15 protein-coding genes are annotated in these 10,870 nt (G+C 59.2%); all 15 read right to left on the bottom strand.

Annotated elements, in window-relative coordinates; translation table 11 throughout:
- Positions 1–2 precede the first annotated feature (2 nt).
- On the bottom strand, positions 3–344 hold the full coding sequence (locus tag LPA36_RS14650; RefSeq protein WP_228877707.1) for a hypothetical protein: 342 nt from the start codon (positions 342–344) through the stop codon (positions 3–5).
- Positions 345–347: 3 nt separating this feature from the next.
- Entirely contained in the window at positions 348–872 is a 525-nt protein-coding gene (locus tag LPA36_RS14645; RefSeq protein ID WP_228877705.1) for a hypothetical protein, read from the bottom strand.
- A 2-nt stretch (positions 873–874) separates the two neighbouring features.
- Positions 875–2,302 (bottom strand): hypothetical protein, encoded by a 1,428-nt coding sequence (locus LPA36_RS14640; RefSeq protein ID WP_228877703.1) that lies wholly within the window; start codon positions 2,300–2,302, stop codon positions 875–877.
- Complete coding sequence (locus tag LPA36_RS14635) at positions 2,299–3,045, bottom strand: hypothetical protein (protein WP_228877702.1); 747 nt, start codon at positions 3,043–3,045, stop codon at positions 2,299–2,301. Before LPA36_RS14635 ends, LPA36_RS14640 begins: the two co-directional genes overlap by 4 nt.
- Position 3,046: 1 nt before the next feature.
- Positions 3,047–3,448: a hypothetical protein gene (locus LPA36_RS14630; protein WP_228877700.1), complete on the bottom strand. Its 402-nt coding sequence runs from the start codon at positions 3,446–3,448 to the stop codon at positions 3,047–3,049.
- Positions 3,449–3,461: 13 nt separating this feature from the next.
- On the bottom strand, positions 3,462–3,731 hold the full coding sequence (locus LPA36_RS14625) for a hypothetical protein (RefSeq protein ID WP_228877699.1): 270 nt from the start codon (positions 3,729–3,731) through the stop codon (positions 3,462–3,464).
- Positions 3,732–3,795: 64 nt separating this feature from the next.
- Positions 3,796–4,998 (bottom strand): P22 phage major capsid protein family protein, encoded by a 1,203-nt coding sequence (locus LPA36_RS14620; protein ID WP_228877697.1) that lies wholly within the window; start codon positions 4,996–4,998, stop codon positions 3,796–3,798.
- Positions 4,999–5,175: 177 nt separating this feature from the next.
- Positions 5,176–5,892 carry a hypothetical protein gene (locus LPA36_RS14615; RefSeq protein ID WP_228877695.1) on the bottom strand — a complete coding sequence of 239 codons (717 nt, stop codon included), beginning with the start codon at positions 5,890–5,892 and terminating at the stop codon, positions 5,176–5,178.
- Positions 5,893–5,904: 12 nt separating this feature from the next.
- Complete coding sequence (locus LPA36_RS14610; protein ID WP_228877693.1) at positions 5,905–8,091, bottom strand: portal protein; 2,187 nt, start codon at positions 8,089–8,091, stop codon at positions 5,905–5,907.
- A 3-nt stretch (positions 8,092–8,094) separates the two neighbouring features.
- Positions 8,095–9,432 (bottom strand): hypothetical protein, encoded by a 1,338-nt coding sequence (locus tag LPA36_RS14605; RefSeq protein ID WP_228877691.1) that lies wholly within the window; start codon positions 9,430–9,432, stop codon positions 8,095–8,097.
- Positions 9,410–9,784: a helix-turn-helix domain-containing protein gene (locus LPA36_RS14600; protein WP_228877689.1), complete on the bottom strand. Its 375-nt coding sequence runs from the start codon at positions 9,782–9,784 to the stop codon at positions 9,410–9,412. Before LPA36_RS14600 ends, LPA36_RS14605 begins: the two co-directional genes overlap by 23 nt.
- On the bottom strand, positions 9,784–9,969 hold the full coding sequence (locus tag LPA36_RS14595; RefSeq protein WP_228877686.1) for a hypothetical protein: 186 nt from the start codon (positions 9,967–9,969) through the stop codon (positions 9,784–9,786). Before LPA36_RS14595 ends, LPA36_RS14600 begins: the two co-directional genes overlap by 1 nt.
- Positions 9,969–10,433 (bottom strand): hypothetical protein, encoded by a 465-nt coding sequence (locus LPA36_RS14590; RefSeq protein ID WP_228877685.1) that lies wholly within the window; start codon positions 10,431–10,433, stop codon positions 9,969–9,971. The genes LPA36_RS14595 and LPA36_RS14590 overlap by 1 nt, the downstream gene beginning before the upstream one ends.
- Entirely contained in the window at positions 10,430–10,642 is a 213-nt protein-coding gene (locus tag LPA36_RS14585) for a hypothetical protein (protein ID WP_228877684.1), read from the bottom strand. Before LPA36_RS14585 ends, LPA36_RS14590 begins: the two co-directional genes overlap by 4 nt.
- Positions 10,639–10,812, bottom strand: a complete 174-nt coding sequence (locus LPA36_RS14580; RefSeq protein WP_228877683.1) for a hypothetical protein — start codon at positions 10,810–10,812, stop codon at positions 10,639–10,641. The genes LPA36_RS14585 and LPA36_RS14580 overlap by 4 nt, the downstream gene beginning before the upstream one ends.
- Positions 10,813–10,870: the final 58 nt, after the last annotated feature.

The raw sequence follows: 10,870 nt of genomic DNA, 5'->3' as shown, positions 1-10,870 counted from the left end.
CTTTAGCTCCCTGAAGTTTCGTAAACGCCGCCCATGATCGTCACGGCGGTTGCGGTTCCGGCCAAGGCTTGAAGAGTTGAGCCGGGCGCAAGCTGAAGGCCGATGGCTTGCGGCGGAACATAGGTCTGACCAGCGGACAACGAGAATGCGGCGAGGAACTCATTCGCGGCGCCCGGCGAACCTGCAGAAGGCACGTTGTAGAGCGTGACCGGAACAGGCGAGCCCGACGTGTTGGTCAACGACAGGTTATTCACTGTCGCCGTGATGCCAGCGCCGGCCGAGTAGTACGGAAGCGCTCCAGTCGTGAGCTGCGCGGGAGTGATGCTTTTCGGTACGCGTTGCATGCTTTACCTCAGTCCTTTGACATAGACCTTGCTCACGCCCACAGGAATCGCGCTCGTGAATGTCAGAGTTGTGCCGCTCAACGAATACTGGTCGTCGCCTTGAAACGTGCCGTCGAAGAAGACCCAAAGTTGCGAAGCATTCGCGAACGAATTGCTCAGTGTCAGCGACGTCGTTACGCCAGGCGTAAATCCCGTACCGCTTGAAAACGTCTGATCGACAATTCCACCGCCGGCCGCCGATGACCCATTCACCGGCGCGAAGATCATTTCCGCCAGATTCGATTCCGCTTGAGGTCTTGTGAACGTCACTTCAGCGGTCAACGGACTGCCCGTATCCGAAACCGACACGCCGAACGTACTTTCCAGCGACAGCACATCATCGAGCGTGATGCCACCCGTATCACCACCTGAACCGCCCGTACGCCGCCAGAGCTGAATCAGAAAAAGGAACCATGCCTCAGTCACGTTTCCGTTCTTGTCGACGAAAGCGGTGTTGATCAGCGGGACGTTGGTTTGAAGGTTCGCCATGGTCACTGATTGTTCGATTCCGCCTGCACCCACGCGCCGAGCAGCGCGGTCTTCGTAGGCGCGGACCATGACAGTTCGAAGACGCGATCGCGCGCCATGCCCAGGCGCTGGAATTGCAGTGACGTCAGGTATTCGCCTTCCATGCCGAGGCTGACACTGATCGCATTCCCCCACGACTTGCCGCGCGTGTCGCTCCAGCGTAAATAGACCGGCACCGGCGCATAACTGCCCGTTCCATTACCGACTTCCATGTTCGCGATGAATTCGCGGTATCGCATGCGATCGGAGTTGTCATCGACGCTGTGCATGAACGAGCGGATGCGCGGAATCGGGTTGCCGTTATCCGTGAAATTGTTCACGTCCCACAGGTACAGATTCCCGTTCTCCCAGTCGCCGACGATCGGAGAACCATAAGCCGACGCATAGCAGTTCGCGCGATGACGATGCAGGTTGCCGTTCTCGTCGACCCAGTTGAGTTCGTTCCATTGCTGAGTGCTCAGGTCGTACTGCCATGTCTTGTCTGACTGTGGGAACGTCAGCACATAGAAAAAGTGCCCTTCGATCTGGTATGTGAAGCCAATTGCCTGATCAAGATCGGTGTATGTCGCGATCTCGTTGTCGAGTGCGAAGGTCGAAATCTGGGATGCATTGAATTGCTGGGAGCGGCAGACGATCGCAACACCCTGCTGCGACTGCGCGAGCCAGTAGAGATCGCCATCCATCTGCGCGATCGAGTTGACTGCGGCGCATCCGTATTGCATGAAAACGCCCGGCAGGCGTTCGAACGGAAATGGCGTGTCGCCAGCATCGAACCAGACTTCCGTGGTCTGCGCGCCGAACAGGTAGACGTAGCGCTTCGTCACGCCGATGCCAACCAGTTTGTCCGAGAAGCCGGTCTTCGATGCGAAATCGGTCGGATCGAACGCCACCTCATTGACAAGCGAGATGTACCACTCGTTCATGCTCACCGAATTGAAGACCAGAAAGCCATCAACGAAATTGACCGTCGGCGAGCCGATGAAACCAGAATCCGTGATGCCGGAGAATGTGTTGTCTGCCAGCGCGACCGTCCAGCCGTTTTCCGATCCATCGACGATCACGAGATCAGTGCCGTTGTCGATCATGTGCACCTGTCCGCTCGACGATGCAATGTCGCCCAGGTTGGTCAGTTGCCACGATGATGAGATCGCGTAGACCGACGATCCGCAGACCCCGTACAGCGTGCCATTCGAGGCCGTGTAGAGCCCGCGCCAGCCGCTTCCAGTCGTCGGCGCGGCTGTCGCGAGCAATGTCAGGCCGGGCGTCTGATAAAACGTGAATGGGAACGGCGAATCCTGTGTGTTCTTTTCCGCGTACAAATTCACACAGCGCTGCGCATTCGCGACGAGCGACTTCGCTTGATACGCGCCGGTGATCAGCGGGAACTTCAAGGCGAACTCCCGATCACGAAGTCACCGTAGATGTTATATGTGCCGCTGTTCTGGCCGCGCAGTGCGGTCGGCATCTGGAGCAGCGGAATCTGCGCATTCGATTCTTCGATAATGCGCATGGACGCTTCAGCCTTCTTCTCCACTACGGGACTGATCGGAAGACCGTACAGCGCGTAGAGTTCCAGCGTCAGATTCCACATCATCGCCGCAGCGTACTCCGGCGGCAGCACGATCTGGTCATTGATTGTCTGGAACTGCTGAAGCTGCTGCATGACCGTGATGTCGATCTCGTACTGATTGTTCGGGATCGGCCACACGAACAGATTCGCCAATGGGTAGCCAGCGTCGTAAAAGGCGTACCGCGGGAAAGCGTTCAGATCCTTGATGGAGATCCGGTCGTAATCCTCGCGCGCACGCAGGATTTCAAGTGGATAGCTGACCGGCAGCGGTGTGTTCGCGTTCTGCCGGAAGTATGCGAATTCGAGCTTCGCGGGGCGTGCGATGTTGAAGTCCCCGCCGGGTCCAACGGTATATGAAATTGCCCCGCTCGCCTGCTTCGAGACAGTGATGAGCTGATAAATCATGTAACGCCGGCGCTGCCACTGCGCAAGCATCATGTTCAGAAGGTTGAACGAGTCGTTCATATCCTCCGCAGACGCCACCTGCCCCACGCCCAAGACGTTTGCCGTCTTCAGCGCAAGATTGATGATGTCAGACGGCGTCTGCGGAGTCGGGACGGTCATGTCAGTGATTCGTCCAATTGGTGCCGTTGCACATCACCTCGACTACCACAGAACCGCTTCCCGTGGCGGTCGCGTTATAAACCGGCGTGGCTGCTCCGTCCGTCTCGATAGCGATAAGGCCGGTCGTGGCTGCGCTGCATGCCGGAAGAGATGCATTGGTGTACTTCGCCGGGATCGCAAGCATGGCGCTGCTGTTCTGGATGCTGAACGGCGCAATACAAACCGGAAGGGTCGAGCCGACGCTGACACCCTGGCCGTTGTAATACGTGCTGCCCTGCAGGAAGAACGTGCCGCAGGTATTGTTGATGGTCTGAAAACCATTGCTCGGGTTGAACTGAGCATGAGCCGACATGGTTGCGATCGCACAGAACAGCGCGAGCACGGACAAGAGAATCTTTTTCACGGAAGAACTCCTTTCAGGATTTGGCGTCGTTGATGAGTTGCTGAAGCTTCTCGATGCCTGTCTTGTGATGGGGCTTCAATCCGAGTGCTTTTGCTTCGGTCATCAGGGCGTCGCGCAGGCTCTCGACGGTTCCTGTATCGGCGCATTCCTCGCCGATTGCCGCAGCTTCTTCGTCCTTGTCATTCACGATCAGCATCGAACCATCGGCCAGCGTCACCCACTTCGGAAACTCCTGCGGAACGTAGGGAGCCGTGAAGTTGCGCGGGCCTGTGACGATTTTCATCTGCTGCTCCTAAAAAGGAGCCGGGGATCTCCCCCGGCCCAAGGACCACCCGGAGGAGACTTCTTTAGAGAACGTCCGCGACGATCGACGCCCATTCCGGCCGGATTGCTGTGAAGCCGTACAAGATGTCGATACGCGTCACGAGGTTGTCGCTCATGACGTCGTACGCCGTGATCAGACGCATCGCTACGCCGTCGAATTCCGCGCGCGCCGCTTCCACAACACCGCTCGTCGGCATTTCAAGGTCAGCCGTGGCGAGGGTGAACGCTTCGGGGTAGTACGCGAGGTTCTGGCGATAGGTCGAGCTGGCCGGCAGAACCAGCGAGATCGGGGCGCTCGTGCCAGGCGAAGCCGTGACCGTGTTGAACGCGGCCGGCGCCGGGACGATGGCCGGATAGATCGGGATCGACGTCGCGCCCGTCAGCACATTTGCCGTGACGACGAACTGGCGAAGCTGGCCCTGATCCTTGCCGGTCAGGCGGTTGATGGCGTTGACGCCCTGAATCGTGATGATGTCGCCGGCGTTCAGCGTGCCGGTGATGGCGTTCGTCACGAGCGTGTTGCCCGTCTGGCCGGCGGTCGAAACCGTGCCTGCCGAGAACGTGCCGACCGTGTGCGTCTGGGTCGTCTGGTCGCTCATCCAGTCGAAGCCCAACGTGTCAGTCGTCAACATGCCGGTTTCGTACTGGTCGGAGACCTTGCGCTGCGGATTGAACAGGCCAGCGAGTGACGTAACCGTGCGCGCCTGCGTCAACGGGTCGAGGATGATCTTCCGATCCATCTTCGGCGACAGGTTGTAATCGAGCTGCGCACCCGCGTTCAGCCACGTGCCGGCATCCGGCGTGATCAGGTTGCCCGAGCCATCGGTCTTGAACGAGATGTTCGCAGCCGAGTTCGCAACGGTCATCAGGTCGCCAGCGACCGAAGCCGCCAGACGGTTGATAGCCGGCGCAAGAATGCGCTCGCTGAAATCGTCGAGCGACATCGTCTTTTCTGCGGTGCCGAAGGAAATCGGGACGTTCTTCTGCGTGGCAACAGTGAGCGTGGTGTTCTGCTCGTTCGTGCCTTGCGGCGTGATGGCCGGGCCGTTGTTCACGACATAGTCGTTCGGCAGGCGGATACGCAGCGTGTTGCCGATCTTGGCGCCCGAGCGCGCGAACTGGTCGTCGTATTGACGGTTGACCGTGCGAAGGAAGGCGTTCGTCTGCGAGAACAGACGCACCGCCTCATTCGTAATCATGTTGATTGTGAGCAGGGAATTGCTCATGTTTGATCTCCAGAGGCAAAAACGAAGGAGCCATTGCTGGCGACTTGTCTCTGCCCTGCGGAGACCAACTTTTACGGGCTCATCCGGCGATTACGGCTCGCCTTGGCCTGGTGGCCCGATCAGGGCGCGATGCGCCCCTTTCGGTGATTGAGAGGGTAAGCCGGGAGTAAAACGCGTCTAGCGCTTCTTACGCGCCGTTTTGTTGCGATACTCGATCCATGCTTTCGTGTCCTTTGGATCTGGGGCGGATCCGTCACCTCCGCTTCCGCCATCAACCGGAGTGGGCGGGGGCGGAACCTTGCTGATCTGCTTGGCCAGTTCCTTCGTCGCGCGGCTCGATAGCTTCGTCATCTCGATCCCCATCTGGATCGGGTCCATCGACGCGATGCGCATGGCTTCGTTGATGTTCCCGTCCTTTCCCAGCCACGTGACGACCTTCTCAGCGTTCGGGACATTGGTCAGCACACGCAGGAACTCAGGTCCCCCGATGCCAGCCATGTTCAGGTTTTGCACCGACTTGTCGAAGTCGTCACCGAATTCTTTCGTGCCGGCCTCGTTGATCGCGGCGATGCGCGTCGTCATGTTGTCCTGCTCGCGCTGGTCGCGCACCATGCGTTCGGCGTACGCGCGCGCGAGCTGGTCGACGCTCTGGTTCTGCTGTGGCGTCTGCTGTCCTTCGACGGGCATCTGCTGCCCGGCGCGCAACCGCGCCAGTTCATCTTCCGCCTGTTCCGCGCGTTGCTCTGCCGCACGGCGCGCCGCGGTGATCTCGCTGATGCGTTTCGGCACCCACGACGTATCGGGCTGCGCTTTGACTTCGGGCTCGGCGACCACCGGATCAGCGGGCGGCGTTTGCGATTCCTGTACTTGCGGGTCTGCTTGGATGTCGCTCATGGTTCTCTCCGGTCAGGCAGGTTGCTGTTGTTGTGGCGTTGCGGGTGCTGCGGGTTCGGGCGGTGCAAGAACGCTCTGTATCTGCGCGGCATAGAGGTTGGCCGGGTCGGCGTTGTCAGGCGAAATTCCAGCGTCGGGGTTCGGAGCACCAAGGATCTCGGCAAGCGCCTTGCGGATGATCGGCTCCAGTGCCCCCTCTCCCATGGCCGGCGCGAGCGTCTTCAGACGGTCGGTTTCAGCTTTGAACGCGTCGAGAATCGCTTTGTTGTCGTTCTCCATGCGCAATGCGAGGTGATTCAGTGCATCCATGTCGACGCGCTTTGCCTGAAGCTGCTGCTCGATGCTCTTGTCGTTGAGCATCTGATGCTGCGTCTGGAGCAATTGCATTGCTTGCTGGAGCTGCTGCTGGAGCTGCTGTTCTTCCTTGCTCGGGCCTTCGCCGAGGATTTCTTTCGGAATCCAGTTGCGCATGCGCTCTTGCAGCTTGTCGGCAGCCGGAAAGTCCGCGGTGCCCATGTACAAGTCGCCAATGACCTGCGCGAGCGCTGGCTGCGCGGCCAGAAGCTGCGTCATCGCGTCGAATGCCTGCTCGCGGCGTGTGTCGAAGTTCGGCCCGCATTTGGCCTGGACGTTGTAGCGGCCAACCGCTGGGTTGAAAATCGCCGCGACCTTCGCTTCGCCGGCGTCTTCCTTCTGCTGGACCGCTTTCTTCGCGTCCGGATCGATGTGGATCTCGTGCTCTTCGCCCGATTCCTCATCCATGATCAACAACACACGGCGCGTGTCGTAATACTTCGGGATCAGGTCGATCAACTGCACGCCCGTGAACCGGATCGCATCCGCCATGGCGTCCTGATAGTTGAATGTGACGCGCTGTCCTTGCTTCTGGCGCTGCTCGATCGAAATGCCGCTGACCTCGTTGCCCTGCTCGCTGAATGTCGATTCGTACTGGCCCGAGGCCATCATCATCTGATGCTCGGACGCCTGCATGCCTTCCATGTAGACGGGCGCACTCGCTGGCGGCTGCTGGCGCTGCGGTTGGGTGATCGGATTGCCGTTTTCGTCGGCATTGTTGTACGGCAGATAGGCGTGGTTTTGCGTATTGGCCGTCGCCCAATAGTTCTCGAGCCCCTCGATAGCTTCGACTGGCGCAATGTAGGGCGATTTGCTCTGCAATGCCCCGAATTCCAGTGCGGCCGACGCGTTGTAGTTGTAAGCGCGCTGAGAATCCTTCATATAGCGCACGAGGCCCTTCCGATCCATGCGGCCTTCGATGACGACTTCTTCGCCCGGCACGCGGATGATCGGGATGTACTTGCCGAGCCAGATAGACTTGTCGACGATCTCGTCACCGACGATCAAATACCACTTGACGTTCCACTTCGGCACCTTGCGGCGCTGCGCTTTGCCTTCGGCCATCGCCTGATCGAGCAACCCACGGCCCTCCGGTGGGATCGCAGACTCGCGCGTAAGCGTCGTACTGCCGTCATCGCCCTCGATCGCATAGAGCCATTCGCGCGATTCGTCACGCTCGTAGTACTCGGCGACGCGCACGCTGTCCTTACGTGTCCACGACAGCTCACCTTCGCTCATTGCGCCGGTTGTGACCGACTTGCCATATTTCTTTTCGGCCTGATCCTTCGGCATGTCGTCGAAGATGAAGGCAAAACGGGCATCAGACCCGTCCGTCTTCTTCATGTGCGGATCCATGTAGATCGAGAGCGGATCCTGCACTTCTCGGATGAAAAGATCCTGATCGAAGCTATCGTCGTCGACGTAATCGGACACGATGCGCCAGTAGCCAATGCCGCCGCCGACCTGAAACTCCATCGCTTTCTTGTAAGCAGCCTGCGCGTTCGAAATGTACTCGATGCGACGCACGACCTGGCTGAAGATCTGCGCGGATTCGTAGGTCGATTCCTCGCCGGTCGCAGTGATCTGGATCGACGGCTTGTTTTCCTTGCCGTAATTGACCACATGCAGCCAGTGCGTGTGCGTCTTGTTGATCGTCACCATCGGCTGACCGGACAACTGGCGTTGCGCGCGCGTCTGCGCCGGCCACTGCTCCTGATTGTCAGGATCGGCGTACAGGAAGCGGATATCGTCCTTGAAACGGCCTCGCGCATCGGATTCCCACGAGATGCAACTTTTGAACCGGTCGTGCGCGCGCTTGATGATCTCTTGTTTTCGTTCGGCCATGGCTCACATCCAGTAGCCCGGGGCGATTCTTCCCGGATTGATCATTGTTCGAGGATTCTTCGGCTGCTGAAGCTTCTGCGGCTTGGGTTCGCGCAACGCAATCGCCATGTACCCGAAAGCATCTGCTGCGTGAGATGCCCAGTCATGCAACGGTTCCGTGCTGAACTGCTTCGTCTCTTCGTCGACCGCATAGCGATAGTTATTGAGCGCGTCGAGCCCCACGGCACACTTCTGTTCGTCGAAATAGATCAGCGGGAACATGAGGCGTGCGGCCTCGATTCGCGTATCGATCGATGTTTTCGGCACGGTCCGCACCTTGAACCCGGCATCGCGCAGTTGCTGCGCCACCGTGCGCTGAGACGCCAGCAATTCGTTATTCGCATCGTGCGGCAGCCAGCAATCGCCGAAGACATAGCGCTTCGCCTGCAAATCCGGGATGTATTCGCCGATATGCTTACCTACGCCTTCCAGATAGTCGATGACGCGGTATTCGAACGGCCCGAGCTGCGCGAACCAGATCGCTGTCTTGTCGGCGCGCCCCAAGTCCCAGAATATATGAACCGGCTTGCTTGGGTCGTACGGCACGCGCATAACGCGTTGTGCCGCGTCGCGGATCTCGCGTGCATAGACGGCGCCCAGAATCGGCGACTCGAACGAGCACATGAATTCCTGATCGAACAGCGCATTGCCCATTGCTTCGCCGAAATCGCGCACGTACTCGGCACGCAGCTTGATCAACTTCTCGGCGTCATACTGGCCTGTGTCGACGGCCGTGAGGATCTGTGCGAACGCATCGGGATCGCTCTTGGCGCCCTGATAGGTGGTGTGCGCGTGGTTCTTGCCACGCGGCGTGGTGATGAAGATCTGCCAGCCGTTGTTCTCGGCAATGATCGGGCGAAGGTATGCCTTCGATGCAGGATTCGACAGCGCCCATTCGGAATAGACGATGCCCACCGGAGGCGCACCCACCATCGCGTTGTAGTTGTCCGACCCGAGAACCTGCCACGTCGAGCCATTGACGAACTCGATGTACATCTCCTGATCGTTCTTCTTGCGTCGGATCGCTTCCGGGAAGGCTTCGTCAATCCGTTTCTTTCCGGTACGTGGGTTCACGGCGTTCCAGATCGCCTTGCGCGCCTGTGCGGCCATCGGAAGCATATGCCAGTAGGTTCCGATGCGCTCGAAGGACGCCACGGCCGTTCTATGCAACGCCGTTTCGTCTTTTCCGGCTCGACGACACCAGATCAATTCCGCATGCTTGCCGCCGCGTTCAAGGTAATCCCAAGCGGCGCGCTGATATGGGCGCGGTTGCCATTCGTTAGGCAGACGGATCTTTGCCATCGCTGCCCCCGAATTTGACGATTTCAACGATGAATGGCGCGCCATCCTTGCCGCTCACTTCCGCGTCTATCCGGTCCTTCCACGAACGCCGGTTCTTCAGCCAGAAGATCTGCGCGGTCACATTGCCGCCCAGTGCGTTGTCGTAGAGCGAGCCGATCACCCTGGCGTCCGCCGCGTCCTTACCGTGCGCGAGCGCCGCGGTAAATTCCGGGTATTCGGTTTTCCAAGTGCTGATGGTCGCTCGGGAGACGCCGAAGAACTTGGCGAGATCGTCGTCCGTCGCCCCGAGGAGGCAGTAATTGCGCGCCTGCTCAACGTATTCGGGCTTGAACTTGGACGGGCGGCCGGCCATCACCGCCCCCGGATGTCGCCAGCGCTTGCCCGGTTCTTCACCACGTGCCAGAGAATGGCATTGCAGGCCATGCGCGCGGCAGCCTGTTTGGCTTCCTGCTCGAGCAGCGTATCGAGATCAGCGCCCATGAACTCGCTGATCTCCGAACGACGGCGTACGCGATGTTCGAGGCTGTTTTGCTTCATCAGTTGCCAATCGGAACGTTAGAGAAGCCGTAGTTGAAGCTCACGCGAATCGAGCCGGCCGTGAGCGCTACGCTGTTGGCGCACTGGATCGTGTCGCCGGGTTGTGCGCATGCGAAGAAAGCACCGGGGGCGCTCGTCTGGCGCAGGACAGTAGGCTGAGTGGGAGATGCAGGCGTAGACGGGAAATAGCCTCGGAGAAGTGCAACCGTTTCTCCACCATTCACGGTGTTAAGCGCCGTGTTCAACATCCCCGCAGAAGAAATCGTCGCGATGGGGTCGGTCGTGATTTGGACACCCCAGATGAATCCGTACTTTCCTGCTGGCACTGTCAAAACGGTCTGAGGCGTCGTTCCGGATGCGGAATTGAGAGTGACCGCCGCGTATTTCCCAGCTATGAACTGCCCCTGCAATTGCCGAGCGAATCCCGTGGGATCGACGAACTGGAACGACGCGCCTTGGCTCATTTCTTTTTCTTCCCGAGAATGCTGTCCGCTTTTCGATCAATCTTCGCCTTGGATGACGCAGAGAGCTTGCCTTTATGCTCCATCTCGCTTGCGCGGGATTTGGCATTACGTGCGTGACTCTTATCGGGCATCGGATAAGCGCGCTTGCCCGGTTCGCCGAACTCCGACTTCGGCATGCTCTTGCGCGCCTTGGTCGTGAGCTTGCTCACTTCGACGTTCCGCGCTCTTTCGGCGTGCGGATGCCATTCGTCAGCGTCGGCTCTGTCTTCGGGCCTGAGGGGGGCTTGCCACCGTGGAAACTGCCTGCCTTGGCCGTACGCGATGCATGGGCGCAGCCCGTCGCGACTTTCATGTTCGAACCGTCTTTCAAGCCGGACATAGCTGCTCTCCAAGGGGAAAAAGAAGAAATCCGCCGATTGGCGGTTACGGGCGATGCT

Source organism: Paraburkholderia saeva, from assembly GCF_907164555.1.
GTDB lineage: Bacteria > Pseudomonadota > Gammaproteobacteria > Burkholderiales > Burkholderiaceae > Paraburkholderia > Paraburkholderia saeva.
Note: the sequence above shows the minus strand (reverse complement) of the source record. Positions and strands in the feature narration are given on the sequence as shown.

Excerpts from the sequence above, each read along its gene's own strand:
- LPA36_RS14595 (WP_228877686.1), bottom strand. The coding sequence starts at position 9,969 with ATGAAGCAAAACAGCCTCGAACATCGCGTACGCCGTCGTTCGGAGATC.
- LPA36_RS14605 (WP_228877691.1), bottom strand. The coding sequence starts at position 9,432 with ATGGCAAAGATCCGTCTGCCTAACGAATGGCAACCGCGCCCATATCAG.
- LPA36_RS14650 (WP_228877707.1), bottom strand. The coding sequence starts at position 344 with ATGCAACGCGTACCGAAAAGCATCACTCCCGCGCAGCTCACGACTGGA.
- LPA36_RS14610 (WP_228877693.1), bottom strand. The coding sequence starts at position 8,091 with ATGGCCGAACGAAAACAAGAGATCATCAAGCGCGCGCACGACCGGTTC.
- LPA36_RS14615 (WP_228877695.1), bottom strand. The coding sequence starts at position 5,892 with ATGAGCGACATCCAAGCAGACCCGCAAGTACAGGAATCGCAAACGCCG.
- LPA36_RS14590 (WP_228877685.1), bottom strand. The coding sequence starts at position 10,433 with ATGAGCCAAGGCGCGTCGTTCCAGTTCGTCGATCCCACGGGATTCGCT.
- LPA36_RS14580 (WP_228877683.1), bottom strand. The coding sequence starts at position 10,812 with ATGTCCGGCTTGAAAGACGGTTCGAACATGAAAGTCGCGACGGGCTGC.
- LPA36_RS14625 (WP_228877699.1), bottom strand. The coding sequence starts at position 3,731 with ATGAAAATCGTCACAGGCCCGCGCAACTTCACGGCTCCCTACGTTCCG.
- LPA36_RS14600 (WP_228877689.1), bottom strand. The coding sequence starts at position 9,784 with ATGGCCGGCCGCCCGTCCAAGTTCAAGCCCGAATACGTTGAGCAGGCG.
- LPA36_RS14645 (WP_228877705.1), bottom strand. The coding sequence starts at position 872 with ATGGCGAACCTTCAAACCAACGTCCCGCTGATCAACACCGCTTTCGTC.
- LPA36_RS14620 (WP_228877697.1), bottom strand. The coding sequence starts at position 4,998 with ATGAGCAATTCCCTGCTCACAATCAACATGATTACGAATGAGGCGGTG.
- LPA36_RS14635 (WP_228877702.1), bottom strand. The coding sequence starts at position 3,045 with ATGACCGTCCCGACTCCGCAGACGCCGTCTGACATCATCAATCTTGCG.